The sequence below is a fragment of the Pseudomonadota bacterium genome, from assembly GCA_023229365.1.
GTDB lineage: Bacteria > Myxococcota_A > Polyangia > JAAYKL01 > JAAYKL01 > JALNZK01.
Window position 1 is genome coordinate 29736 of record JALNZK010000023.1, and the last position, 24898, is coordinate 54633.

Here is a 24898-nt window from a genome sequence, read left to right on the forward strand (position 1 = left end):
CTTTCTCCCCGCTCTCGAACGCCCATCCTCAGGCGCCGCCTATCGCCGCGTCGATCTGTCCCAGGATCTCCTCTTCGGTGAAGTGCTTCAGCACGATGGCGTTCGTCGGGCACTTCGCGTTGCACAGGCCGTCCCCCTTGCACAGGACCGGGTTCACCACGGCCTTCCTCCCGCCGGGGGTGTCGCAGAGCTCGATCGCCCCGTACGCGCACGCCGTGACGCACGCCCCGCACGAAACGCAGTCCTCCTCCCGCACCTCGCACACGGAGCCCGACGCGGTGACCGTGTCGTGCGACAGCAGCGTCAGCACCCGGCCGGCCGCGCCGTAGGCCTGGTTGATCGTCTCGGTGATGTGCTTGGGGTAGTGCGCCGTCCCGCACAGGTACACGCCGTCCGCGGCGAACTCGACCGGCCGCAGCTTGACGTGCGCCTCCTTGAAGAACCTGTCCGGGCTCAAGGTGACCTTGAACAGGCCGGCGACCTCGTCGGTCCCCTCGGCCGGGACGACGGCCGCGGCCAGCGAGACGACGTCGGCGTCCAGTTCGAGCCGCTTGCCGAGCACGGGATCGGCGACGGTCACCCGGAGCACGGGCTTCCCGCCCTCCGTGACGGCCTCCACGACGGGCGCGTCCTCGGGCGTGTAGCGGACGAACCTCACGCCCCTGTCCGCCGCCTCCCGGTAGTAGTCCTCCTTCAGCCCGTAGGTGCGCATGTCCCGGTACAGGATGTAGACCTCCGTCTCGGGGTTCAGCTTCTTCAGCTGCAACGCGTTCTTGACCGCGTGGCTGCAGCAGACCCGGCTGCAGTAGTTCCGCTCGTCGCACCGCGAGCCGACGCACTGGATCATCACGACGCTCCGGGCGCCCGTCACCCGCGCGTCCCCCTCGGCGAGCCGCTCCCCGAGCTCGAGGTGGGTGAGCACCCGCTCGTCCTTCCCGTAGAGGTGCTCGGTGGGCTCGTACACGCCGGCGCCCGTCGCGATGACCGTCGCGCCGTGCCGGATCTCCACGATCCGCCCCTCGGATTTCACCGTGGTCACGAAGCTGCCGATGTAGCCGGAGACGTTCGTGACGACCGCCCCGTGGAGCACGTGGATCGCCGGGTTCGCGTAGACCCTGCCGACGAGATCCCGCAGGAACGCCTGGACGTCCAGCCCCTCGAGCGTGTGGTGGATCCGTTGCGCCATGCCCCCGAGGCGCGCCTCCCGCTCCAGCAGCCAGACCTCGTGGCCCTGCCCGGCGATGGAGAGCGCGCACGTCATGCCGGCGACGCCGCCGCCGACCACCAGGGCCGTCTTGTCCACCGGCAGCTCGAACTCTTGGAGCGGCTCCAGGTGGCGGGCCCGCGCCACCGACATCCGGATGATGTCCTTCGCCTTGTCGGTGGCCTCCTCCTTCTGCTTGGAGTGCACCCAGGAGCAGTGCTCCCGGATGTTGGCCATCTCGTAGTAGTACTGGTTCAGCCCGGCCTCGCGGAGGGTGTCCCGGAACAGCGGCTCGAGCGTCCGCGGGGAGCACGCCGCGACGACCACCCGGTTCAGCCCCTTCTCCCTGGCGAGATCGGTGATCTCCTTGGCGGAGTTCGTGGCGCACGAGAAGAGCTGGTTGGTGGCGAAGACGACGTTCGGCATCAGCCTCGCCGCCTCGACGGTCGACGGGACGTCGACGACGCTCGAGATGTTGGCCCCGCAGTGGCACACGAAGACGCCGATCCTGGGCTCCTCCGCGGACACGTCCTTCTCCGGCGGATAGACGCGCTCGGTGGTCAGCTTCCCCCGCCGGCGGTCGAGGAGCTCTCCGGCCTGGGCGCCGGCGCCGCTCGCCGAGAAGACCGACTCCGGGATGTCCGTGGGCCCCTGGAAGGCGCCGCTCACGAAGATCCCCGGCCGGCTCGCCTGCATGGGGTTGGCGTCGCGCGCCGCGGCGAACCCGTGCGCGTCGAGCGCGATGCCGAGCTTGCCCGCGAGCGCCTCGCGATCGGCGGGGGGGTTCAGCCCGACGGACAACACCACCATGTCGCACTCGTCCTCCTGCACGCCGTCCTCGAAGGTGGAGTACCGCACGACGACGTTCTTGCTCCCGGCGACCTCCCTGTCGACGGACGTGTAGCTGCGGACGAACCGGACCCCGGGGAGCGCCTCCGCCCGCTGGTAGTACCGCTCGAAGTCCTTCCCGTGGGCCCGGATGTCGTTGTGGAAGATCGTGCACTCGGCCTCGGGATCGTGATCCTTGGTCAGGATCACCTGCTTCTGCGTGTACGTGCAGCACACGCCGGAGCAGTAGCTGTTCTCCCCCGGGGTGACCCGCCGCGAGCCGACGCACTGGATCCAGGCGATCTTCTTGGGGTGCTTCTTGTCGGAGGCTCGCAGGATCTGGCCCTCGTACGGGCCGGTGGCGGACAGCAGGCGCTCGAAGTCCATGCTGGTCACCACGTTCTCCATCTTCCCGTAGCCGTACTCCTCGACGAGCGCGGGATCGAACGGCTCGATGCCCGCGGCCAGGACGATCGCCCCCACGTTGACTTCCGTCCTCTCGGTCGTCTGCCTGAAATCGATCGCCCCGTTCTTGCAGACGGCGCTGCAGATGTCGCACTTCCCCTCCTTGAGGCGGAGGCAGCTGTCGTCGATGTACGCGACGAGCGGGATCGCCTGGGAGAAGAACACGTGGACGGCCTTGTTGTCCGAGATCTCCTGGTTGAACCTGTCGGGGTACTCCTTCGGGCAGTACTGCACGCAGGTCTTGCACCCCGTGCACTTGTCCTCGACGATGTACCTGGGCCTCGTGGTCAGCGTGACCTTGAAGTCCCCTGCGCAGCCGTCCACGGCGTCCACGTCAGTGAACGTCAGGACCTCGATATTCGGATGCCGGCCGACCTCGACCAGTTTCGGTGAAAGAATTCACATCGAACAGTCGTTGGTCGGGAAGGTCTTGTCGAGCTGCGCCATGTGGCCGCCGATGCTCGGGCCTTTCTCGACCAGGTAGACCTTGAACCCGGCGGTCGCGAGATCGAGCGCCGCCTGGATGCCGCTGATCCCGCCACCGACGACCATCACATCCCCGAAGCTCCCGTTTTTCATCCCTCAAATCACTTCCTGGACAATCTCCGTGATGTCCTTGACCACGATCTTGTCCTCGCACTCCAGGTTCAGCCTGGAGTCCTCGAACATGGTGATGCAGTACGGGCAGGCGGTCGCCAGCACCTCGGCGCCGACGCCCATCGCCTGCTCGATCCGGAGGTTGGAGAAACGCTCGCCCTTCGGCGTGTCCATCCAGATCCGCCCGCCGCCGCCCCCGCAGCAGAGGCTCCCCTGGCGGGAGTTGGGCATCTCGGCGAGCTCGAGCCCGCCGACCTTCTTCAGGATCCCGCGCGGCTCGTCGTAGATGCCGTTGTGGCGGCCCAGGTAGCACGGGTCGTGGTACGTCACCCGCTTCCCGTACTCGCCCTTGAGCTCGAGCCGCCCCTCCTCGATGAGGCCGAAGAGGAGCTGGGACATGTGGAGCACCTCGAAGCGCACCATGAGCTCCGGGTACTGGTTCTTGAACGCCTCGTAACAGTGCGGCGACGAGACGACGATCTTCTTCACGCCGGCGTCGACGAACGCCTTGATGTTCTCCTTGGCGAGCCCCTTGTAGACCTCCTCGGCGCCGGTCTTGCGGATGCTCTCGCCGCAGCAGCTCTCCTTTGTGCCCAGGATGCCGAAGTCGACGCCGGCCTTGTTCAGGATGGCGGCCGTCGCCCGTGCGACCTTCTTCATCCGCGGGTCGTAGCTCGAGTAGCAGCACCCGAAATACAGCACCTCGGTTCCCTCGGCGAACGGCTTGACGCCGAGCTCCTTGGCCCAGTCCGCGCGCTTCGCGCGCTCCTCGTTCAGCGGGTTGCCCTCGGTGGTGAGGCTGCCGCGCACGGCGCGCGCGGGTTTCGCGGAAGCCGGAAAGACGTCGTAGCTCGACGCGAGGCGGCGCAGGGCGATCCCGACGTCGATCTGCTTCACGCCCCGCGGGCAGCGATCGGGGCAGGTGCCGCAGGTCGTGCAGCGCCAGACGTCCTCGCTCTCGATCTCGGTCAGGCCGAACGCGGCCTCCCGGACGATCTTGCGCATGCTGAAGCTGCGGACCCTGTTCCACGGGCAGACGACGTCGCACTTGCCGCACTGGAAGCACAGCTTGGCGATGTCGCCGCCGGCCTGCTTGATCTCGTCGATCACTTCCTGGAACGGGGCGACTGTTTCCAACTCTTCCAAGACCCTCTCCCTTCGCCCTAGCCCTCTTGGCCCTTCTTCGACATCCGGGCCACCGTGTCCGCGATCTTCCGCAGACCGTACTTGTTCGCCAGCGACTCCAGCCCGATCTCCAGGTCCTCCGGCTTCTGCTGCTCCTCCTCCTCGGCCGCCTCCTCCCGCTCCTCGTAGATCAGGGCGTCGTTGATGCACCACTTGACGCAGAGCGGCTGCTCCTCGCCCTCGCACATGTCGCACTTCAGCGGGAGGCCGGAGTCGGGCTCCTTGAAGAAGTCCCTGGACGGGCAGGAGGCCCGGCAGAAGGCGCACTCGTCGTACTCCTTGCCGTCGATCGTGTACTTGTCCCGGCCCGCGCACTCGGCGACGACGTAGTCCCCGGCGTACACCGGGACGTAGAGATCCCGGAGCGGATCGTGGATCACCCGGATGCGGGCCCGCGCCGTGTTGTTGCTCGAGTACTTCGGCGAGGCGTGGAAGGCGGAGCAGACCACCTCGCACGCCCTGCAGCCGTTGCACTTGTCGACGTCGATCCGGATCGTCTTCACCTTCTTCGTCGTGTTCTCGGCCATCACGCTTCGCTCCCCGCCGTCTCGGTCAAGATGCCCCGCTTCTGGAAGTCGTCGGCGACGTAGCCCAGGGACAGCTCGTGCAGGGACTCCTTCGTCGGGACGCCGTCGGCGTTCCAGCCCTTGAACTTGTAGTACTCGTCGAGCAGCTTCGCCTCGAGCTCCGGGAACCTGTTCTTCCAGTGATCCGTCGGCGGCTTCTCGTCGGCCCGCCGCATGCCCCTGCGCACGTTGACCGCGCGCACCAGGGTCCGGTTCCGCTTGGCGATGTGCTTGAGGCTCGGCGTGTCCATCTCCATGCCGGTCGCCGCGGAGATGAAGCTCGGCAGGTTGTGCAGGTGGTACGGCGGCTTCAGCGGGAACGACGACAGGCCCGCGCACAGCCCGAGCGCGTCGTCGATGTGGTGCATCTGCTCCTGCCAGTTGACGATCTCGCAGGTGGCCTCGGGGGGCGGGTAGTGGGGGATCGACTTCTCGCCGCGCGGCTCCCACTCCAGCAGCCACTGCTTGAACCGCTCGTCCGGGACGTGGATCCAGTCCTTCACGAACTCCTCCCGCTCCTCGACCGTGAGGAACGGCGCCTGCGGGAAGTTCCCCTCGATCTGGGTGATGTTGATCTTCTCGCCGGTCGAGTACATGAGGAAGTAGATCGGGTTGAGCATCCCGAGCTTGAGCGGCAGCTGCTCGTGCTTCTTGATGTTGTTGTGCGCGTACTCCTCGGCGCCCTTGCCGATCCGCTGCGCGGCCCAGTGCGTGCCGTCGGCGAGGACGTCGCCGATCCCCTCGCGCCGGACGATCCTATCCAGCAGCCAGACGAACCGCCCCTCGTTGTCGACCGGCATCCCGGGGAAGTCGGCTTCGGTCAGGATGCCCGCCTCGAGGAGCTCGAGGCCGAACGCCATGACCTGCGGCGCCGAGAACCCGTCGACCCCGTACTCCGTGGCCGTCCGCGCGATCTTCAGGCCGAACTCCAGGTCCGTCATCGAGGCCATCGTGTACGTGAGCTTCGAGAAGCACTTCATCATGTAGGTCGGATGCCCGGGGACCGAGATCGTCGCCCCGCACTTCATCGGGCAGTTGTAGCAGCTGATGAGCCGCGTCCGCATGCTCTCCAGCGTGTCCTTCCAGTTCGCCGCGATCTCCGGGGTCCAGAACCCCTTCCGCCGCAGGCGGGAATTGCCCCACATGAAGTTCTCGGTGTGCCACTTCTCGTCGTGGACGTTCATCTCCGCCGGCGAGCCGAGCCCGGCCAGGATCGGCATCACCCCGGGGATCGGGTGCCCGTCCCGCGCCTTGATGTACTTCAGCACGCCGTCGCACAGCTCCATGAACTCCGCCGGGCGCGCGACGTTGACGTCCCTCGTCCCGCGGACGACGATCGCCTTCAGCCCCTTGTCCCCCATGACGGCGCCCATCCCGCCGCGGCTGGCGCTCGACCGTCCCTGCTCGACGGACGCGAAGAAGACGCGGTTCTCGCCGGCCATGCCGATGGCCGCGACCTGCGCCCGCGGCTCCTTCAGCTCCTTCTTGATGATCTCGGCGGTGTCGATGGCGCCCTTGCCGCGGAGGTGGGAGGCGTCGCGCAGCTCCACCTTGTCGTTGTGGATCCACAGATAGACCAAGCTGGGAGACCTGCCGCGGATGATCACCTTGTCGTAGCCGGCGTACTTCAGCTCCGGCGCCAGGAACCCGCCCATCATCGAGTACGCCATCAGGCGTGTCTGCGGAGAGAACGTGGAGACGATCGTCCGGTTCGCGCCGGGCGCGGGCGTGCCGCACAGGAGGCCCGTGCTGAAGATCAGCAGGTTCTCGTCGGAGAACGGCTCTGTCTCCGGCGGGACCCGGTCCCACAGCGTCTTGGCGTTGGTGCCCAACCCGCCCAGGTGCAGATCGGTCAGCTTCGGGTCGGTCGCAACCCTCTCGATGTTGCCTCTCGTGAGATCGACTTCCAGGTTGTAACCCGTCTCTGCAAACCTCATTTGATTTCCTTTTCCGTTTTTCGAATCCGCCTCTTCCACCCGTCCCCGTTGGACTTGACCAGAATTCGAATTCAGTCAATATGTCCCAAAGTCACGCGGGCCGCAAGGGAAGAAAGCGCGGAGAGAACAGCGTCGTGGTCAAAAAGATCAATGAAAAGGACGATTTCGACAATGACGGCTCCAGGCGCGACGCGATCCTGAAGGCGGCCTGGGACCTCATCAAGCACTACGGCTACAACAAGACGACCATCGACGACATCGCGCGCCGCGTCGGCATCGGCAAGGGCACGCTCTACCTCCATTTCAAGTCCAAATCCGAAATCATGCTCAGCCTGACGGACCGCACGAACGAGCGGATCGTCGCCAGGCTCGAGGAGATCGCGGCGACCGACGCGCCGCCGCGGGACAGGCTGCGCGCGTGCCTCCTCCACCGGGTGATGGCGCTCTACGACATCGTCGATCGCCACCCGCACAGCGAGGACGTGATCGCGAAGATGATGCCCGACGTCGTCGAACGGCTCGACCACTACGTCCGGCGGCACGGCGAGATCCTCGGCGGCATCGTGCGCGAGGGGTGCGGCGCGGGCGCCTTCCGGTCCGCCGATCCGGTCGCCGCCGGGCACCTCCTCGCCGACCTGTTCGAGTTCCTGACTCCGCCGTACTACCGCTTCTCGTCCCGGGAGTCGCTCGAAAGGTTCGCGAATCAGGTGGTGGATCTGGTGCTCGCCGGATTGTAGTATGTCCCCTGCGAAAGACGCGAAAGGAGAACCCCCAATGGCAGAAGAGAAGAAGAAGCCCTCGTTCAAGAAGATCATGGCGGCGGACGCGATGAAGAAGGTGATGGCCAACCACTTCTACGACCTCAACAACGCCGTGAAGGCCGGCGGTCCCAAGATCGCGTGGTGCACGAGCGTGGGCCCCGCAGAGCTGCTGCGCGCCATGGGGTTCCTCGTCTACTTCCCGGAGAACCACGGCGCGGTGCTCGGCGCGACGCGGACCGCGATGGACTACATCCCCATCGCCAACGCGGTCGGCTACTCGCCGGAGATCTGCTCGTACCTGACGAGCGACGTCGGGGCGTACCTCAAGGGCGAGACGCCCTTGTCCAAGCAGTACAAGGAGATCACGTCGGTGCCGAAGCCGGACGTGCTCGTCTACAACACGAACCAGTGCCGCGACGTGAAGGACTGGTTCCAGTGGTACGGCCGCAGGCTGAACGTCCCGTGCGTCGGCATCGAGACGTTCCGCAACATCGGCGACGTCGGAGCGGACGAGGTCAAGGCGATCTCGGCGCAGATCCAGGAGCTCGTCCCGACGCTCGAGAAGATCTCCGGCGCGAAGCTAGACATCGACAAGCTCCGCGAGGTCGTGGGCCTGTCGCGGCGCTGTTCCGATCTCTGGAAGGCGGTGCTCGAGACCGCCGCCGCGATCCCGAGCCCGTTCACGTTCTTCGACGGCACGATCCACATGGGCCCCGCCGTGGTGGCGCGCGGCACGCAGGAGGCGGTCGACTACTACGAGCTGCTCCTGCCGGAGCTCAAGAAGCGCATCGCGGACGGCGTCTCGGCGGTCGAGGGCGAGAAGCACCGCATCTACTGGGACGGCATGCCGGTCTGGGGCAAGCTCCGCGAGCTCTCCACCCTCTTCCTCGAGCAGCAGGCGTGCGTCGTGGCGTCCACGTACTGCAACTCCTGGGTCTTCACCGCCCTGGACGCCAAGGATCCTTTCGACTCCATGGCCCGCGCCTACACGGAGCTATTCATCGTGCGGTCCGACGACGCCAAGGAGAAGTACATCGAGCGGATGCGCGAGCTGTTCAAGTTCGACGGCATCCTGTTCCACGACTCCAAGACCTGCCCGAACAACTCGAACAATAGGTACGGCATGCCGCAGCGGCTCGCCGAGAAGCTGCACATCCCGAGCGTGGTCATCCACGGCGATCTCAACGACCTGCGCTGCTACAGCGAGGAGCAGGCCGTCACGCAGATCGAGGCGTTCATCGAGCAACTCGAGGGAAAGAAGTAGGATGCCGGGACCGCTCTTCGCCGGCGTCGACGTCGGGGCGTCCGCCACGAAGGTCGCGCTCGTCGACGCGGCGGGCGCGCTCGTCGGCAGGGCGATCCTGCCGAGCGGCGTGGACTTCGCGGCGGCGGGCGAGACGGCGCTCGACATGGCGCTCGGCGGATCCGGCGCGGCCCGCGGGGACGTCGTCCGCGCGGTCTCCTCCGGGTACGGCCGCAAGAACGTGGCGTTCGCGACCTCGTCGAAGACCGAGATCGCGTGCCACGCCCGAGGCGCGCACTTCTTCTTCCCGCGGGCGATCACGGTCATCGACATCGGCGGGCAGGACAACAAGATCATCAAGCTCGACGACGCCGGCAACCGGCTCGACTTCAAGATGAACCGCAAGTGCGCGGCGGGCACGGGCTCCTTCCTCGAGGAGATCGCGCGGCGCATCGGCGTGCAGGTCGAGGAGATGGAGGCGCTCGCGCAGAAGAGCACGCGGCGCGTGGAGATCGGCTCGTTCTGCACCGTGTTCAGCGCCACCGAGATCCTCGCCCTCGTGCGCCGCGGCGAGCAGGTGCCCGACATCGTGCGGGGCGCGTTCCTATCGGTCGTCAAGCGCGTGACCGAGATGGATCCGCTCGAGGGCGAGGTGATCGCCACGGGCGGCGTGGTGGCGCACAACCCCACGATCGTGGAGCTCCTGTCCGAGGCGATCGGCCGCCCGGTGCTCACCCCTCCCGAGCCGCAGCTCACCGGCGCGATCGGCGCCGCGCTGTTCGCGAGGGACTGAGGTCGAACGTCGATCGAGGGCGGCCGGGCGTGATGTCGTAGGTGAGCTCGGTGTCGCCCCGCGCGAGGCACGCCAGCTCGTCGTCGCCGTCGAGGAGGTGGACGTCGACGTCCGCGGGCGCCGCGGCCTCGACGGTGACCGTCAGCGTCCCCGACGCGTCCAGCAGGAGGAGGTAGACGTCCTCCGGGCCGGACTCGTCGGCCGCCGAGCAGTTGTAGAGATCGAAGGCGCTCTCCTCCGAGATCGCGGTGTCCCCGGCGGCGGAGAACGGCAGGGCGTCGACGAGGAACGGGCAGCGGTGCGATCCGTCCCGCTCGGCGCAGGGCTCGAAGATCTCGGGCGCGAGGTCGCGGGCGTCGAGCAGGAAGTAGTCGACGCCGTCGCCCTCCTCGGTCCAGGCGCTCATGATGAACTCGGTCCAGTCCGCCATTCCGGCCAGCACCTGGCACCCCGCCGACCACATGCCCACGCGCACCGCGCCGAGCGGCCCGTCCACGCACGCGAGGTGGATATTGTGGGCGCTCCCCTCCCGGTCGAAGTCGAGCGGCGTCGCTGGGGGCAGCCACCCGTTGCGATCGCCATCCCAGTGGCCGTTCGAGTTGGCGTCGTCGCGCACGCGGTAGGCGTCGTCGCCCATGTGCAGCGCGTTGTAGGTGTCCTGGTGCCAACCGCAGGTGTGGTGGTAGCGCATGTTCGGGCGCAGCGACAACATCGTGTCGTAGGCGTAGGCCCCGGTGTCGAGCCCGGCGGGGAACTCACGGACGTGCGCCGCGCCGTCGCCGTCGATCCAGAGCAGCGCCAGCGTGTCGTTGAACAGGTCGGGCGCGTTGCCGTGCCAGGTGAACGTCCCGGGGTACGCGCCGCGCAGCCCGATCACGGTGCGCACCTCGGGCGTGGCGTCGAGCGGGACGCCCGTCGTCGCCTCGGCGAGAGCGCGGTACAGATCGTACGCCTCGTCCTCCGTGAGGTAGTACGCCCCGTCCCGGAGCTCGAAGCACCGCGTCGGCTCGGTCCACGGGGCGCGCGGCGAGCGCCTTGCCGGCCGAGAAGACCTCCTCGTAGCAGAAGCCGCAGTCCGCGGCGTCCGGGCCGGTGTCCGTCTCCGTGTCGCCATCGGTACCGCCGTCCTCGTCCGGAGCGCCGTTCCGCGCGCCGTCGTCGCACGCGGCGGCGGGGAGCAGGATCGCGACGACGAGCAGGGCCCGCGACAGTCCATGAGGCATGCCGGGTCTCCTCTCCTTTGTGTCCCATCGGAGCATATCAGAATCGTGTTGAACTTCCTTTCTCGACTTGTAGAATCGCGACTGGCTCTCGCCTCGAAAAAACGGAGGAAATCATGCTAGACGGGCTGTTCAGACCTCGTTCCGTCGCCATCATCGGCGCGTCCGCGAACCCGCTCTCCATCGGGCACATCGTTTTGCGCAACCTGACGGAGTTCGGCTTCCAGGGGCCGATCTTCCCGATCAACCCCAAGACGCCGCAGATCCGCAGCTTCAAGTGCTACAAGTCCGTCCTGGACGTCCCGGATGAGATCGACCTCGTGAACATCTCCATCGCGGCGAAGCTGCTCCCGTCGGTCATCGAGGAGTGCGGCAAGAAGGGCGTCAAGTTCGCGATCGTCCACTCCGCCGGCTTCAAGGAGATGGGCCCCGAGGGGATCAAGCGCGAGCAGGAGCTCGTCGCGATGGCGAACAGCCACGGCATCCGGATCTTCGGGCCGAACTCGCAGGGCGTGCAGAACTCCGCCCCCGAGGTGTCCGTCTACGCGAACTTCACCTTCGTGCCGATGAAGCCGGGCAACATCTCGATCCTGGCGCAGAGCGGCGGCGTGGGCGAGATGCTCAAGCTGCACCTGCACAACGTCGGCCTCGGCCACCGCATGTACGCGTCGTACGGCAACGAGAGCGACCTCACGATGCCGGAGATCCTCGAGTACTACGGCAAGGACGACGGCACCCGCGCCATCATGGTGCAGATCGAGAGCTTCAAGAACCCGGCGAAGTTCCTCGAGGTGGCGTCGGCGATCACGCCGAACAAGCCGATCCTGGCGATCAAGGCCGGCCAGACGCGGGAGGGCTCGGTGGCGGTGTGCTCCCATACGGGGAGCCTCGTCGACCAGGGCGTCATGGCGACCGCGATGTTCCGCAAGTCGGGCGTGCTCGAGTTCCGCGACACGGACGAGATGATCAAGGCCGCCATCGCGATGTCCTCGCAGGAGCCGCCTCCCGGGCGCCGCGTCGGGCTCGTCACGAACACCGGCGGGCCGGGTGTGCAGGCCGTGGACGAGGCGATCACGCGCGGCCTCACGCTCGCCGTCTGGTCCGACGAGGGCAAGGCGAAGCTGCGCGCGGGGCTCCACCCCGAGGCGAGCGTCGGCAACCCGGTCGACGTCGTCGCGACGGGCGGTCCGGAGCACTACAGGCTCGCGATCGAGACGCTGCTCGCGGAGAAGGAGACCGACATGGTGCTCGTCTTCTTCGTGACCGCGCCGTTCGTGGACCTCGACAAGATCGCGGCCGAGATCAAGAACGCGCTGGCGACCTCGAAGAAGCCGGTCGTGGCGGTCATCGAGACGAGCGAGAAGTGGTACAGCCTGATCAAGAACCTGCGCGCCGGCGGCGTGCCGGTCTACGAGTTCCCCGAGGACGGGGCGCGCGCGCTCGCGGCGATGGCGAAGTACTCGGACATCCGGGCGCGCAAGACAGAAGCTGCGCCGGAGCTCAAGGTCGACAAGGCCAAGGCCGAGGGGATCGTGAAGCGCTTCGCGGGCAAGGACGCGTACCTGCCGCAGGCGGAGGCGTTCGACCTGCTCGCGGCGTACGGCGTGCCGGTGCCGAAGATCGCCCTCATCGCCGCCGACGGCGACGTGGCGGCCGCGGCCAAGAAGGTCGGCTTCCCGTGCGTCCTCAAGGTCGACTCGACCGAGGTCGTCCACAAGTCCGACGCGGGCGGCGTGCAGCTCAACATCAAGGACGAGGCCGCGCTCGCGGCGGCGTTCAAGTCGATGCGCGACAAGTTCTCGGGCGCCAAGGCGACGTTCGTGGCCATGGAGCAGAAGCCCGTCGGCCGCGAGGTGATCATCGGCGTGACCGAGGCGCCCGGCCTCGGCTCGCTCGTCATGTTCGGGTTGGGCGGCATCTTCGTCGAGGTGATGAAGGACGTCATCTTCGGCGTGTCCCCGCTCTCGAAGCCCGAGGCGGACGAGATGATCCGCGGCATCAAGGGGTTCCCGATGCTCGAGGGCGTGCGCGGCGAGAGGGGCGTCGATCTCAAGGCGCTCGAGGATCTCCTGTGCCGGGTCTCGCGGCTCGCGGCCGACTTCCCGTCCATCGTCGAGATGGATCTCAACCCGATCTTCACCTACCCGGCCGGCACCTCTCCGGCCGCGGTCGACGTCCGCATGAAGGTCCGGTAGCGACCCGTTCCTGAACCTCGTTCCGCCACCAACCCACTTAACAAACCAAGAAGCCGCGTGCCGCCTTTCCGAGGGAGCTCTTCATTTTTTCGGCAACCCTGCACTCCTACCGAAAGTCGGCGCTGATCTACGACTACACGTACCGGTTCTGCCGGCGCTTCCTCGCCAGAAGCGATCGCACGATCGACCAGATGGTGCAGGCGGCTCGTTCGGGGAAGCAGAACCTCGTCGAGGGCAGCAAGGCGGCCGCGACCTCCAGGGAGATGGAGATCAAGCTCACGAACGTGGCGAGGGCGTCCTTGGAGGAGCTCCTCGAGGATTTCAGGGATTTCCTCGCCGTGCGGGATCTTCGGGAGTGGAGCAAGGACGAGCCGGAGGCGCGCCGCATCCGTCACCTCGGCGCGCAGGATCCGCTCCCGGCCGAGTCGTTCAGGGAGATCGTCGAGACTGGCCCGGCCGAAGTCGTCGCGAACACGGCGATATGCCTGATACACCAGGCCAACTTCCTGATTGATCGGCAGGTCCAGAAGCTCTTGCGAGAGTTCGTCGAAGACGGTGGGCTTCGCGAACGCATGACGAGGGCTCGGTTGGAGGCGAGGCGGAGAAAATGGGAATGGGAAGAAGGGGAGTCATGAGATCCATGGGATCACTGGCCGCTCCCATGATTCCCATGCTTCCTATGATTCCCATCCTCTTCTCTTCCCCGAGGCGACTACAGAACCCGAAGCGGTTGCTGTTGCCACCGGCCTGCCGTTTCGGCATGATGTCGGGCAAACACCGGCACGGAGAAGGACTTCGTCACCCGATCATGGGCGTGAGTTCCAATGACCCACTGGATTCCCCTCGCCATCGTCGCCGCGTACCTCGTCGTCCTCTTCGCCGCCACGTGGTGGTCGCAGAAGCTGACCAAGCGATCCGGCGGCGGGCTCGTCGGCTACCTGATGGCCGGCCGGCAGCTCCCGGCCACGGTCGCGGCCGCGCTCCTCGCGGGGCTCGCCGTCGGGGGTGCCTCGACCATCGGGGTCGCGGAACAGGCGTACAAAGTGGGCTTCTCCGCCGGGTGGTACAACGCCGCCTGGGCCGCGGGCGCCTTCGTCTTCGCGTTCGTCGCCGCCAGGCGCTATCGGCGGACCGGCCTCACGACCCTGCCCGAGATGTTCGAGCGCTGCTACAGCAGGACCGGGCGAATCCTCGGCGTGGTCGGCCAGCTCGCGATCCAGGTCGTGATACCTCGCTCCAGTACGTCGCGGGCGGCGCCATCCTCTCGTCGCTCATGCCGGAGATCTTCTCTTTCCAGATGGGCATGTGCGTGACGGCGTTGGTGTTCGTCGGGATCACGCTCATCGGCGGCTTCTGGGCCGCGGGGCTCACCAACGTCATCAATGTGGTTGTCATCTACGTGGGGATCATCGTCGGCGTGATCCTGACCATCGGCGACATCGGCGGGATCTCGAGTCTCGAGGTCAAGCTCCCGGCCGGGCACCCGGGGTTCGACCTCGGGGCCGTTGGGATCGGCGTGATCTCGGCCTGGTTCCTCGTCATGATCACGCAGGCCCACTCCACGCAGGCCGTGGTCCAGATCGGGCTCGCGTGCAAGAACGAGAAGACCGCGCAGCGCGCGTACGTCCTCGGCGGGCTCCTCATCCTCCCCGTCGGGTTCCTCGCGGCGATCATCGGCATGGCCGCCGCGGTCGTGCACCCGGGCATCATCCCGGCGGAGGCGCTGCCCCGCGTCGTGCTCGACCTCCCTCCGGTCGCGGCCGGGATCGTCCTCGCGGGCCTGTGGGCCGCGGACGTGAGCACCGCGTCGGCGCTCCTCATGGGCAGCGCCACGCTCGTGTGCAACGACATCGTGAAGCGGTTCTTCTGTCCGGATCTGAGCCCGCGACGCGAGCAGCTCGTGTGCCGCGTCACGGTCATGCTCGTGAGCGTCGTCACGTTCCTCCTCGCCCTGTCCGTGAGCGGCATCCTGAAGATGCTCCTCGCCGGGCTGACGCTGACCACCGCGTACACGCTCATCGTCCTCATGACCATGTACGCGCCGCGCCTGTGCCGCCGCTCTTCGGCCACGGCCACCCTCGCCGCGACGATGATCTCGCTCGCCGCCTGGCTGTTGGCGCCCGAGAGCTGGCAGTTCCTGCCGCACCCGATCTACTTCACCTGGATGGTGAGCCTCGCGACCTTCTTCGTCGTCGCCCTCGTCGACAAGCGGCGCATCCCGGAGCTCGGGACGTTCCAAGAGGGCCCGGGCGCCTGAGCGGTCGATCCGGCCGACACGTTCGTCCGGATTTCCCCTTGCCGCTTCGAGATCCGCGTGGAATATTTTGGCGGGTTCCGCGCGACGAGGGAGGCGGCGATCGAGGTGGGGTCCGAAATCGAGATCATCGTGAACGGCGATCGCGAGCTCGTGCCCGAGCGGTCGACCATCGCGCGCCTCATCGAGCGGTTCGAGGAGGGTGACACCCACCTGATCGTCCAGCGGAACGGGCGCTGCGTCTACCCGAACGACTACGCGGCGACCGTCGTCGCGAAGGGCGACACGATCGAGTTCATCCACCCCGCATTCGGCGGCTAGGCCGCCCGAGGAGAGAGGGGCCATGAGGATCCTGCACGACTTTTCCTACGAACGACCGAAGAGCCTCAAGGAGGCGCTCAAGCTGCTCGAGGCGCACGGCGCGGCGCTCAGCCCGCTGGCTGGCGGCACCGACCTCGTGGTCAACATGAAGATGCGCGGCATCCTCCAGATCACCGAGAAGGCCGGCACGGCCGACGCGCGGTGGCGCGCGGCGCGACGCGTCCAGCCGATCCAGACGCCGTCGGTGGTCATGTCGCTCGCCGATCTCCCGAAGCTTCGCGGCGTCCGCAAGGGCAAGGGGCTCGTGCGGATCGGCCCGACCACGACGATGGCCGAGCTCGCGGCGCCGGGCGCCCTCCCGCCGGCGCTCGCGGCCGTGGGCGACGCCGCCGCGATCATGGGATCCGCGCTCATCCGCAACCGGGCCACGATCGGGGGCAACGTCGTCAACGCCCGCCCGGCGGCGGACACCGCCGTCGCCCTCCTCGCCGCGGGCGCGAAGCTCAGGCTCGCGGCGCGATCCGGCGAGCGCGAGGTCGAGATCGCGGCGTTCTTCACCGGGCCCGGAAGGAGCGTGCGGCGCGCGGACGAGCTGCTCGTCTTGATCGAGGCGCCCGCCGAGAGGGGCCAGGGGAGCGCCTACGTGCGCATGGGCTCTAGGCGCCAGCTCGAGATCGCGCTCGTGAGCGCCGGCGCGTGGCTCGAGGTCGACAAGCCGACCCGGACGATCCGGGCCGCGCGGATCTCCCTCGGCGCCGTCGGTCCGACCCCCCTGCTCGCCACCAAGGCCGCCGCCGGGCTCGTCGGGAGGACCGCCGACCCCGAGGCGTTCGCCGCCGCGGGCAGGACCGCACGCGCCGAGGTGAAGCCGATCGACGACTTCCGCGGCTCCGCCGCGTACCGGCTCGAGCTCGTGGAGACGCTCGTGCAAAGGGCCCTCGCGGCCGCCGCCTCGCGCGCCGTCGGGAAAGGAGGCCGGCGATGAAGGCGGTCATCAGGTTCAGGGTCAACGGCCGCGAGCGGGAGATCCTGACGGCTCCTGCGCGCACGCTCCTCGAGGTGCTGCGCGAGGATCTGCGCCTCACGGGCACGAAGCAGGGCTGCGGCGAGGGCGAGTGCGGCACCTGCACGGTGCTGCTCGACGGCGCGGCGGTCAACGCGTGCCTCGTGCTCGCCGTCGAGGCCGCCGGCCGCGAGGTGACGACGATCGAGGGGCTGGCCGACGGGCCGTCCCTCCACCCGCTGCAGCGGGCGTTCGTCGATCACGGCGCGATCCAGTGCGGCTTCTGCACGCCGGGCATGATCCTGTCCGCCAAGGCGCTCCTCGACAGGCGGCCCGACCCGACCGAGGCGGAGATCCGGGAGGCGCTCGGGGGCAACCTGTGCCGCTGCACCGGCTACCAGAAGATCGTCGAGGCGGTGCTCGCCGCCGCCCGGGCGACCGCCGGTGGCGAGGGAGGTGCGAGATGAGCGATCACCGCGTCCTGAACACCCGCGCCGTCCGCGTGGACGCCTTCGACAAGGCGACCGGCCGCGCCGTCTACGTCGACGACATCACCCGACCGGACATGCTGCACGCCGCCCTTCTCCAGAGCCCCGTGGCCCACGGGCGGATCAAGCGGCTCGACACGTCCCGCGCGGCGGCGCTGCCGGGCGTCGTCGCGATCGTCACGGCGGCCGAAGCCGGGGACGCCAAGTTCGGCGTGAGCCCGGCCCGCTACGACGAGACGGTCTTCGCGATCGACAAGGTGCGCTACCTCGGCGAGGAGATCGCGGCGGTCGCGGCCGACGATCCGGTCACGGCGCTCCGGGCGGTCTCGATGATCGATCTCGAGATCGAGGAGCTCCCCGCGGTGCTCGACATGGAGGCGGCGCTCGCCGACGGCACGACGGAGATCTTCACGGGCTACGACGGCAACATCACCGCCGAGGTGCTCCAGGAGTTCGGCGGCGTCGACGCCGCGCGCCCCCAGGCCGACAAGATCTACAAGGACCACCTGCTCAACAAGATGCAGGACGGCGCCTTCATGGAGCCGCAGGGCTGCATCGCCGAGATCGACGGCCGCGGCGTCCTCACGCTCACGAGCTCCACGCAGACGCCGCACTACGTCCAGCGCACGATCGCCATGATGCTCAGGATGCCGCTCGAGATGGTCCGCGTCGTGAAGCCGTACGTGGGCGGCGGCTTCGGCCCCAAGGCGTCGGCGTCCAACCTCGAGCTCGCGTGCTGCCTGCTCGCCGTGAAGACGGGCCGGCCCGTGAAGTGCACGCTCAGCCGCGAGCAGGTCTTCCTCCGCTCGCGCGCGCGGCACCAGTTCCTGCACGAGATGGAGGTCGGGCTCAAGAACGACGGCTCCCTCGTCTTCCTGGATCACAGGTGCGTGCTCGACGGCGGCGCCTACTCGAGCTTCGGGATCGCGACGATCTACTACGCGGGCTCGCTGCTCGGCGGGCCGTACCGGCTGCCGAACATGCGCTACCACGGCGTTCGCGTCTGCACCAACAAGCCGGCCAAGGGGGCGCAGCGCGGGCACGGCGGCGTGATCGCCCGGGCACTGTTCGAGTCGATCCTCGACCGCGCGGCCGAGGAGCTCGGCATGGATCCGGTCGAGCTGCGCATCAAGAACATGATGTCCGCGGGCGAGACCACGTGCAACGATCTCAACATGTCGAGCCTCGGGATGAAGGAGTGCATCGAGAAGGTGCGCGACCTATCGGGGTGGAAGAAGAAGAAGGGCGCGCTCGGCGGCGGCAAGGGGATCGGGGTCGCCTGCGGCTTCTTCGTCTCCGGCGCCGGCTACCCGATCTACCGCTCGGGAACGTGGCACTGCACGGCCACGGTGCAGCTCGCGGAGACGGGCGGCGTCGCGATCGTGCGCTCCGCGTCCGCCGAGATCGGGCAGGGCTCGGACACGATGCTCGCGATGATCACGGCCGAGGAGCTCGGCATCCCGCTCGAGAGCGTCCGCGTCATGAGCGGCGACACCGACTTCGGCGTGGATCTCGGCGCCTACTCGAGCCGGCAGACGCTCATGACCGGGCACGCCATCCGCTCGGCGGCGATCGACGCGCGCCGGCAGGTGGCCGCGTGCCTCGCCGAGGCGTTCGGCGTCCCCGCCGAGAAGCTCGTCTTCCGGGACGGGTTCGTGGCCCTCGCCGAGGGCGAGCTCGACATCGCCAAGGTGCGCGAACAGTTCGTCAAGGAGCACCGCGGGTTCGTGGACCACCCGACCGGCGCGCGCCTCACGTTCCGAGAGGCCTCGCGGCTCGCGTTCGTCATGAAGGGCACGATCATCGGCCGCGGTGAGTACAAGCCGCCGGCGCTCGGCGGCCAGTTCAAGGGCGCCGCGGTCGGCACGTCGCCCGCGTACGGCTGCTCGGCACAGATCATGGAGGTGGAGGTGGACGCCGGCACGGGCCAGCTCTCGCTCGAGCACGTGACCGCCGCGCACGACTGCGGCTTCGCCATCAACCGCACGCAGGTCGAGGGGCAGATGCAGGGCAACTTCCTCATGGGGCTCGGCGAGGCGTGCTTCGAGGAGGTCAAGTTCGACGACCTCGGGCGCACGGTCAACCCGAACCTCGCCGAGTACAAGATCCCGACGATGATGGACGTGCCGAACATGGATCCGGTCGTCGTCGAGAGCGGCGAGCCGAACGGGCCGTACGGCGCGAAGGAGGTCGGCGAGGGCGGCATCATGCCGACCATCCCGGCGATCATGAACGCGGTGTACGACGCCACCGGGATCCGGTTCCGCGAGCTGCCGCTCACCCCGGAGCGCGTGCTCATGGCGCTGAAGCAGAAGCGCGAGGGCCAGCCGGTCACGTTCGCCGCGGACGCGAAGTGCGAGGCCGTGATGGAGCTCGTCCGGCGGCACAAGGCGAAGCGCGGGTAGCGCGGCGGCCGGTGCGGCGCTTGACTCGGGTGTTTCATGTAATTACATTGTGATCACCTCGCGAGAGAGGGGAGGTGTTCGATGAGGACCCAGCTCGTACGCGTGGGCAACTCCAAGGGGCTCAGGATCCCGAAGGCGGTGCTCGAGCAGCTTTCCATCGCCGACGTGGTCGAGATGGACGTACGGGGCGACACGCTCGTCGTCAGACGCGGCGGCGCTCCGCGCGACGGATGGGACGAGGCGTTCGCCGCGATGGCGAGCGCCGGGGACGACGCGGATCCGGCCGACACGCCGTCACTCTCGCCTTTCGATTCCGAGGAGTGGGAATGGTAGCGCGGTTCGACGTCTTCCTCGTGAACCTCGAACCCTCGCTCGGCGCGGAAATCCGCAAGACGCGCCCCGCGGTGGTGGTTTCGCCCGACGAGATGAACCGCCACATCCGCACGGTGATCGTCGCGCCGATGACGACCGCCGGTCGTCCGTACCCGACGCGGGTGCCGTGTCGCTTCAAGAACAAGCGCGGCCAGGTCGCCCTCGACCAGATTCGGACGGTCGACAAGATGCGCCTCGTGCAGAGGTTGGGCGCGCTGGACACCCGCACCGCGGGCGCCGTGCTCTCGGTCCTCGCCGAGATGTTCGCACCGTAGGGAGGATGAGCATGAAGACGATCGGCCTGTGGGGAGGCACGACCTGGCACTCCACGCTGGAGTACTACCGGCAGTTCAACGAGGGGATTGCCGCGCGCATCGGGCCGCAGCACTCCGGCCGGATGATCATCCACTCGATCGACTTCCACGATCTGGCGACCGCCGGCCAGGCGGAGGACTGGGACGCGGTCGCGGCGCTCGGGCAGAAGGCCGTGCGCAGCCTCGAGGCGGCCGGCGCCGACTGCGTCATGTTCGGCGCGAACACGCTCCACAGGTTCGCTCCCGAGGTCCTGCAGGCTACCAAGCTCCCGTTCATCGACATCGTCGAGTGCGCGGTCGACGCGATCCGCGACCGGGGACTCGGGGCCGTCGCGCTGCTCGGGACCCGGCTGACCATGCAGGACGACTTCTTCAGAGGAAGGCTCGAGCGAGCGGGGATCCGCGCCCTCGTCCCCGAAGGCGAGCGGATCGATCGGCTCCACCGCATCATCGTCGAGGAGTTGTCCGCCGGCCGCTTCACGGACGAGCACCGGAACGCCTTCTGCGCGGCCGTCGACGCGCTGGTCGCCAAAGGGGCCGAGGGCGTGATCCTCGGCTGCACCGAGCTGCCGATTCTGTTCGAGGGCGCCGCCCTGCCGGTGCCCGCGTTCGACACCCTCAGGCTGCACGTCCTCAAGGCGGTCGACTTCGCGCTGGGATGAGCGGCCCGGAGCAGCCGCGCTCTCGACCGCAGGTGTCGATCCCACGAGATTGGTCGCCCATCTCGACACATCAAGCCCCATCGAGAGGATCTCACCCGGAGCGGTACCACCTCGACATCTCGGCGAAGCCGTTTTATGGAACGTCGATGGTCGATTCGAAGTACTTCTGCATCATCCTCGCGGCCGGCGAGGGTCGCCGCGCCGGCGGCTACAAGCCGCTCATGGAGCTCGGCGAGGGGCTGGTGATCGACCGCGTCGTCGACGCCGCGTCCGAGGTCGCGGGCGAGATCCGCGTCGTCGGCGGCTGCGAGTTCGCACGGCTCGAGGCGCACCTCGCGCGGCGCTGGCCGCACGCCGTCGCGGTGCGCAACGCACGCTGGGAGCGCGGCATGTTCTCCTCGGCGCGAGCGGGGCTCGAGGGCGTCGCCGGCGCGGCGTTCATCCACCCGGCCGACGTCCCCGGCCCGAGCCGCGCGATCTACCGGGCGCTCGCCGCGGCCTACGAGGCGGAACCGCGCGACGTGTTGCGGCCCGCTTTCGGCGGGCGCCGCGGCCACCCGGTGCTGCTCTCGCCCGCGGCGGTCCGCGCGGTGCTGTCGGCCGGGCCGGAGGCGACGCTGCGCGAGGTGCTCGCCCCGCTGTCGAGCGCCGAGGTTGCGGCGGGGGACGATCTCGTGCTCTACGATTTCGACACGCTCGACGAGCTCGAGATCCTGCGCAGGCGCCTTGCGCGAGGCGCGTGACCGAGGAGGTTGGCCATGGAGACGCTGCGGAAGGCGGTTTCGCATTCGGACGGGGGCGAGGATCTCGTACTCGTCACGGTCGTCGCGGTCGAGGGCTCGGCCCCGCCCCGCGTGGGGTTCCGAATGGCCGTCACCGCGAAAGGGACGGCGGGAACGGTCGGCGGCGGCGCGCTCGAGAACGAGGCGGTGCGCATGGCGCGCGCGCTCCTCGCCGGGGACGGCGGCGCGAGGCTCGAGCGGATCGACGTCGCGACGGTCGGCATGGCGTGCGGCGGCGAGCTGACGCTCTTCCTCGAGCCGTTCCGCGCGGCGCCGCGCCTCTGGATCTTCGGCGGCGGCCACATCGGCAAGGCGCTCGCGCCCATGGCCGCGGCCGCGGGCTTCAGCGTGACGGTGGTCGACAACCGGCCGGAGTTCGCCGACCGTGCGCGCTTCCCCGAGGCGTCCCGCACGCTCTGCATGCCGTACGACGACGCGGTGAAGCTCGTACCCGAGGGCGCGTTCGTCGTGATCGTGACGCACGGGCACATGCACGACGAGGAGCTGCTCGGGGCCGTGACCCGCAAGGAGCCGCGCCTCCCGTACGTCGGCATGATCGGCTCGTCGCAGAAGATCGAGAAGGCGCTCGCGGAGATCCGCGCGACCGGCGTCGATCCCGGGCCGAACGTGTTCGCGCCCGTGGGGCTCGATCTCGGCGGCGGCACGCCTGGAGAGATCGCGGTCGCCATCGCCGCGCAGCTCCTCGGCGTACGCCACAGCAAGCCAGGCCTCCCCCACTACCGCGATCGGCACGTCCCCAAGTGAGGAGGCCTCGCGCCATCCTCCTCGTCGGCCCGCTGTTCTCGGGCAAGAGCCTCTTCGTCGAGCGGCTCGCCGTTTCACTCGGCGCGTCCGGGACCGCGCTCGCCGGGTTCGTCCAGCGCGGCGCTTTCGGCGCCGACTGCCGCAAGATCGGCTACGACCTCGTCGGGCTCGCGACCGGGGCGATCCGCCCGCTCGCGCGGCGCTCCGAGGCGGGCGACGGGTGGCTGTTCGAGGAGGCGGCGTTCGACGCAGCGCTCGGTGAAATCCGAGAGGGCGCGGACCTCACCGTCATCGACGAGGTCGGCCACCTTGAGCTCGCGGGAAAGGGCCACGCGGCAGCCGTCGATCGCGCCCTGTCCTCTTCGGCAATGGTGTTGATCGTCGTCCGCGATGGGCTCGCAGACGAAGCGAAGAAGTGGCTCTCCACCCGCGCCGAGGTGACCCGAATCCGCTTCGAGCCGGGACGGGACGCCGATGTGACCTCCGAGATTCGGAAAAGTCTGGCGGGCTGAGGACCGCTGCTCACGCCCCGGCGCAGATCGCGATCAGGGCGGTGGCCCAGCAGAAGGCGGCGACGCCGAGCGCGGCGCCGTGGTAGACGATCGGCCGGCGCTCCGCGAGGGCGAAGAGCGGCGCGCGGACTCGGGCGCCGAGCGCGAAGCCGGCCGGGAACAGGACGGCCGAGAACGCCGCCCAGACGAGCCCCTCCTGCACCATGAACGCCGCGAACCCGCCCGCGCGGTCGAACGACATGAGGTAGGCGCACGGCGCGACCGCGAGCCCGACGAAGTAGAAGGGAACGGCGGAGGCGAGCCCCGCCCCAGCGCCGGCCCCGGCGCGCGCGATCGTGCTCTTCCCGAGCCCGCGCATCGCGACGGCGGCGACGCCCGCGAGGAGCGCCGCTTCGAGCAGCACCGCGATGCACGAGTTCGCCTTGCACAGCACGGACGCGCCCAGGATCGGGACGACCATCTGCTTGACGAGCACCGCGATCACGGGGACGCCGAGGATGGCGAGCGGCCTGCGCCCGTACCCGAGCAGGATCCCCATGGCGAGCATCCCGAACCCGGTCAGGATGCCGGCCCGGAACGGAACGTCCGCGGCCTTGACGACGTCGTTGAGCACGACCTCCGCGACGCCCCACAGGGAGCCGAGCACGAGCACGGCGATGGCGATGTTCCGCACCGTCGCGGCGCGGTGGTCTCTGGTGAAGGTTGCTGCGGTCATGTCGGTCCTCCTCGCGTCACTTGTTATTATCGCGCTCGGCGAGCGCGGCAAGGATTTTCTCGGGCGTTATCGGCAGGTGCCGGATCCGCACGCCGATCGCGTCGTAGATGGCGTTCGATATCGCCGGCGCGGTCGGGACGAGCCCCGGCTCGCCGACGCCCTTGGCGCCAAACGGGCCGACGCCGTCGTCCGTCTCGACGAACTCGAGGTCGATGGGGAAGCCCATCTCGCCGATCGTCGGGATCTTGTAGTCCATGAAGCTCGGGTTCAGGATGCGCCCGTCCTCGGACGCGACGTTCTCGTACAGGGCGTAGCCCACGCCCTGCGCGAGCGCGCCGTACATCTGCCCCTTGAGCGCGAGCGGGTTCAGCACCTTGCCGACGTCGTGCACGGCCGCGATCTTGACGATCGTGACCTCGCCGGTCTCGGTGTCCACCTCGACCTCCGCGCCCTGCGCCCCGTAAGCGTACGTCGACGAGATGTTGCCGTACCCCTTCTCGAAGTTCGGCAGCTCGTTGGGCGGATCGTAGAACGCGTCGGCCGAGAGCACGTCGCCCTGATCGCGGAAGTGGATCGACCGCAGCATGGCGCCGAGTTCCACGCGCAGCCACGGCTCCTTTGGCGCGTCCTTGACGAAGAGGAAGCCGTCCCGGATGTCGAACCGCTCGCGCGTCGCCGCCGCCTTCACGTCGAACTCCGCCGCCTTGTACTCGGGGTTCTTCTTCCTGAGCGACTTGAGGTTCTTCGCGACGGCGTCCGCGTAGAGCCCTTCGGCGTGGCCGAAGATCTTCTCGCGCAGCGTGTCGCACGCCCGGATGGCGGCGCTGCAAGCCATGAACGCGCCCCGGCTCGCGTGGGTCCCGACGTCCCAGGGACACGTGGCCGTGTCGGTCTGGTTGACGAACACCTTGTCGGGCTTCACGCCGAGCCGCTCGGCGATCGCGAGCTGCAGCACGGAGTGCAACCCCTGCCCCATCTCCACGCCGCCGTAGTAGGCGTTCACGTTCCCGAAGTCGTCGAGCTTGAGGATGATCCCGCTGCCGTCCGAGCGGTAGATGCGGCCGCCGCCGCCGACGTGGATGAGCGACGCCATGCCGACCCCGCGGGCCTTGCCCCTGCCGCGCTTCGCCTTCCACTCGAGCTTGTCCGCCACCTTCTCGAGGCACTCGCGCAGCCCGCAGGTCGTCACCTTGAGCCCCATGGGCGTCAGCTCGCCGGGCTCGTTGCAGTTCAGCATGCGCAGGTCGAACGGATCGACGCCGGCCTTCTCGGCGAGCTCGTCCATGTTCTGCTCGAGCGCCCAGCACCGCC

General features: G+C 68.5%; 22 protein-coding genes and 1 pseudogene. 16 read left to right on the forward strand and 7 right to left on the reverse strand.

Annotated elements, in window-relative coordinates; translation table 11 throughout:
• Positions 1 to 28 precede the first annotated feature (28 nt).
• The 4 genes from M0R80_12555 to M0R80_12570 are packed head-to-tail and all read right to left on the reverse strand — an operon-like array spanning position 29 to position 6782.
• Positions 29 to 3076 carry a CoB--CoM heterodisulfide reductase iron-sulfur subunit A family protein gene (locus tag M0R80_12555; protein ID MCK9460461.1) on the reverse strand — a complete coding sequence of 1016 codons (3048 nt, stop codon included), beginning with the start codon at positions 3074 to 3076 and terminating at the stop codon, positions 29 to 31.
• A 3-nt stretch (positions 3077 to 3079) separates the two neighbouring features.
• The gene (locus tag M0R80_12560) at positions 3080 to 4231 is read right to left on the reverse strand and encodes a (Fe-S)-binding protein (protein MCK9460462.1); all 1152 of its coding nucleotides are present in this window, start codon (positions 4229 to 4231) and stop codon (positions 3080 to 3082) included.
• Positions 4232 to 4257: 26 nt separating this feature from the next.
• On the reverse strand, positions 4258 to 4806 hold the full coding sequence (locus M0R80_12565) for a (4Fe-4S)-binding protein (GenBank protein MCK9460463.1): 549 nt from the start codon (positions 4804 to 4806) through the stop codon (positions 4258 to 4260).
• Positions 4806 to 6782 (reverse strand): aldehyde dehydrogenase, encoded by a 1977-nt coding sequence (locus M0R80_12570; protein ID MCK9460464.1) that lies wholly within the window; start codon positions 6780 to 6782, stop codon positions 4806 to 4808. Before M0R80_12570 ends, M0R80_12565 begins: the two co-directional genes overlap by 1 nt.
• A 134-nt stretch (positions 6783 to 6916) precedes the next feature.
• On the opposite strand from M0R80_12570, the gene M0R80_12575 reads away from it, so the two are divergent.
• Genes M0R80_12575 through M0R80_12585 form a run of 3 tightly spaced genes read left to right on the forward strand, consistent with a single transcriptional unit; the run spans position 6917 to position 9579 of the window.
• The gene (locus tag M0R80_12575; GenBank protein MCK9460465.1) at positions 6917 to 7519 is read left to right on the forward strand and encodes a TetR/AcrR family transcriptional regulator; all 603 of its coding nucleotides are present in this window, start codon (positions 6917 to 6919) and stop codon (positions 7517 to 7519) included.
• 37 nt (positions 7520 to 7556) lie between these two features.
• On the forward strand, positions 7557 to 8807 hold the full coding sequence (locus tag M0R80_12580) for a 2-hydroxyacyl-CoA dehydratase family protein (protein ID MCK9460466.1): 1251 nt from the start codon (positions 7557 to 7559) through the stop codon (positions 8805 to 8807).
• 1 nt (position 8808) lies between these two features.
• On the forward strand, positions 8809 to 9579 hold the full coding sequence (locus M0R80_12585; protein ID MCK9460467.1) for an acyl-CoA dehydratase activase: 771 nt from the start codon (positions 8809 to 8811) through the stop codon (positions 9577 to 9579).
• Here M0R80_12585 and M0R80_12590 read toward each other — a convergent pair.
• Positions 9539 to 10693 carry a hypothetical protein gene (locus M0R80_12590; GenBank protein MCK9460468.1) on the reverse strand — a complete coding sequence of 385 codons (1155 nt, stop codon included), beginning with the start codon at positions 10691 to 10693 and terminating at the stop codon, positions 9539 to 9541. The two genes, M0R80_12585 and M0R80_12590, sit on opposite strands and share 41 nt — an antisense overlap.
• 222 nt (positions 10694 to 10915) lie before the next feature.
• On the opposite strand from M0R80_12590, the gene M0R80_12595 reads away from it, so the two are divergent.
• The 13 genes and pseudogenes from M0R80_12595 (at position 10916) to M0R80_12655 (ending at position 22872) form a co-directional block, all read left to right on the forward strand.
• Positions 10916 to 12994 carry an acetate--CoA ligase family protein gene (locus M0R80_12595; GenBank protein MCK9460469.1) on the forward strand — a complete coding sequence of 693 codons (2079 nt, stop codon included), beginning with the start codon at positions 10916 to 10918 and terminating at the stop codon, positions 12992 to 12994.
• A gap of 83 nt (positions 12995 to 13077) precedes the next feature.
• Positions 13078 to 13629, forward strand: coding sequence for a four helix bundle suffix domain-containing protein (locus M0R80_12600; protein MCK9460470.1), 552 nt, complete (start codon positions 13078 to 13080; stop codon positions 13627 to 13629).
• A gap of 306 nt (positions 13630 to 13935) precedes the next feature.
• A pseudogene (locus M0R80_12605) lies at positions 13936 to 15251 on the forward strand (sodium:solute symporter family protein).
• Between the two features lie 57 nt (positions 15252 to 15308).
• Positions 15309 to 15569, forward strand: coding sequence for a sulfur carrier protein ThiS (gene thiS, locus M0R80_12610; GenBank protein MCK9460471.1), 261 nt, complete (start codon positions 15309 to 15311; stop codon positions 15567 to 15569).
• 22 nt (positions 15570 to 15591) lie between these two features.
• A complete protein-coding gene (locus M0R80_12615) occupies positions 15592 to 16554 on the forward strand; it encodes an FAD binding domain-containing protein (protein MCK9460472.1) in 963 nt (320 codons plus the stop codon).
• Positions 16551 to 17039, forward strand: a complete 489-nt coding sequence (locus M0R80_12620; GenBank protein MCK9460473.1) for a (2Fe-2S)-binding protein — start codon at positions 16551 to 16553, stop codon at positions 17037 to 17039. The genes M0R80_12615 and M0R80_12620 overlap by 4 nt, the downstream gene beginning before the upstream one ends.
• Positions 17036 to 19465 (forward strand): molybdopterin-dependent oxidoreductase, encoded by a 2430-nt coding sequence (locus M0R80_12625; GenBank protein ID MCK9460474.1) that lies wholly within the window; start codon positions 17036 to 17038, stop codon positions 19463 to 19465. The genes M0R80_12620 and M0R80_12625 overlap by 4 nt, the downstream gene beginning before the upstream one ends.
• An 81-nt stretch (positions 19466 to 19546) precedes the next feature.
• The gene (locus M0R80_12630) at positions 19547 to 19798 is read left to right on the forward strand and encodes an AbrB/MazE/SpoVT family DNA-binding domain-containing protein (protein ID MCK9460475.1); all 252 of its coding nucleotides are present in this window, start codon (positions 19547 to 19549) and stop codon (positions 19796 to 19798) included.
• A complete protein-coding gene (locus M0R80_12635) occupies positions 19786 to 20112 on the forward strand; it encodes a type II toxin-antitoxin system PemK/MazF family toxin (GenBank protein ID MCK9460476.1) in 327 nt (108 codons plus the stop codon). The genes M0R80_12630 and M0R80_12635 overlap by 13 nt, the downstream gene beginning before the upstream one ends.
• 11 nt (positions 20113 to 20123) lie before the next feature.
• Positions 20124 to 20813 carry an amino acid racemase gene (locus M0R80_12640; protein ID MCK9460477.1) on the forward strand — a complete coding sequence of 230 codons (690 nt, stop codon included), beginning with the start codon at positions 20124 to 20126 and terminating at the stop codon, positions 20811 to 20813.
• Between the two features lie 146 nt (positions 20814 to 20959).
• Positions 20960 to 21556: an NTP transferase domain-containing protein gene (locus tag M0R80_12645; protein ID MCK9460478.1), complete on the forward strand. Its 597-nt coding sequence runs from the start codon at positions 20960 to 20962 to the stop codon at positions 21554 to 21556.
• A gap of 15 nt (positions 21557 to 21571) precedes the next feature.
• A complete protein-coding gene (locus M0R80_12650) occupies positions 21572 to 22360 on the forward strand; it encodes an XdhC/CoxI family protein (GenBank protein ID MCK9460479.1) in 789 nt (262 codons plus the stop codon).
• Positions 22357 to 22872 (forward strand): DUF2478 domain-containing protein, encoded by a 516-nt coding sequence (locus tag M0R80_12655; protein MCK9460480.1) that lies wholly within the window; start codon positions 22357 to 22359, stop codon positions 22870 to 22872. Before M0R80_12650 ends, M0R80_12655 begins: the two co-directional genes overlap by 4 nt.
• 10 nt (positions 22873 to 22882) lie before the next feature.
• Here the strand turns inward: M0R80_12655 and M0R80_12660 are convergent, their stop codons facing one another.
• Together M0R80_12660 and M0R80_12665 are read right to left on the reverse strand one after the other, a co-directional pair.
• The gene (locus M0R80_12660; protein ID MCK9460481.1) at positions 22883 to 23587 is read right to left on the reverse strand and encodes a hypothetical protein; all 705 of its coding nucleotides are present in this window, start codon (positions 23585 to 23587) and stop codon (positions 22883 to 22885) included.
• A gap of 16 nt (positions 23588 to 23603) precedes the next feature.
• On the reverse strand, positions 23604 to 24898 hold a 1295-nt coding region (locus tag M0R80_12665), incomplete at its 5' end, for a molybdopterin-dependent oxidoreductase (protein ID MCK9460482.1).

Excerpts from the sequence above, each read along its gene's own strand:
- M0R80_12585 (MCK9460467.1), top strand. The coding sequence starts at position 8,809 with ATGCCGGGACCGCTCTTCGCCGGCGTCGACGTCGGGGCGTCCGCCACG.
- M0R80_12595 (MCK9460469.1), top strand. The coding sequence starts at position 10,916 with ATGCTAGACGGGCTGTTCAGACCTCGTTCCGTCGCCATCATCGGCGCG.
- M0R80_12615 (MCK9460472.1), top strand. The coding sequence starts at position 15,592 with ATGAGGATCCTGCACGACTTTTCCTACGAACGACCGAAGAGCCTCAAG.
- M0R80_12580 (MCK9460466.1), top strand. The coding sequence starts at position 7,557 with ATGGCAGAAGAGAAGAAGAAGCCCTCGTTCAAGAAGATCATGGCGGCG.
- M0R80_12565 (MCK9460463.1), bottom strand. The coding sequence starts at position 4,806 with ATGGCCGAGAACACGACGAAGAAGGTGAAGACGATCCGGATCGACGTC.
- M0R80_12625 (MCK9460474.1), top strand. The coding sequence starts at position 17,036 with ATGAGCGATCACCGCGTCCTGAACACCCGCGCCGTCCGCGTGGACGCC.
- M0R80_12660 (MCK9460481.1), bottom strand. The coding sequence starts at position 23,587 with ATGACCGCAGCAACCTTCACCAGAGACCACCGCGCCGCGACGGTGCGG.
- M0R80_12590 (MCK9460468.1), bottom strand. The coding sequence starts at position 10,693 with ATGGCGACACGGAGACGGACACCGGCCCGGACGCCGCGGACTGCGGCT.
- M0R80_12620 (MCK9460473.1), top strand. The coding sequence starts at position 16,551 with ATGAAGGCGGTCATCAGGTTCAGGGTCAACGGCCGCGAGCGGGAGATC.
- M0R80_12640 (MCK9460477.1), top strand. The coding sequence starts at position 20,124 with ATGAAGACGATCGGCCTGTGGGGAGGCACGACCTGGCACTCCACGCTG.
- M0R80_12645 (MCK9460478.1), top strand. The coding sequence starts at position 20,960 with ATGGTCGATTCGAAGTACTTCTGCATCATCCTCGCGGCCGGCGAGGGT.
- M0R80_12630 (MCK9460475.1), top strand. The coding sequence starts at position 19,547 with ATGAGGACCCAGCTCGTACGCGTGGGCAACTCCAAGGGGCTCAGGATC.
- M0R80_12650 (MCK9460479.1), top strand. The coding sequence starts at position 21,572 with ATGGAGACGCTGCGGAAGGCGGTTTCGCATTCGGACGGGGGCGAGGAT.
- M0R80_12570 (MCK9460464.1), bottom strand. The coding sequence starts at position 6,782 with ATGAGGTTTGCAGAGACGGGTTACAACCTGGAAGTCGATCTCACGAGA.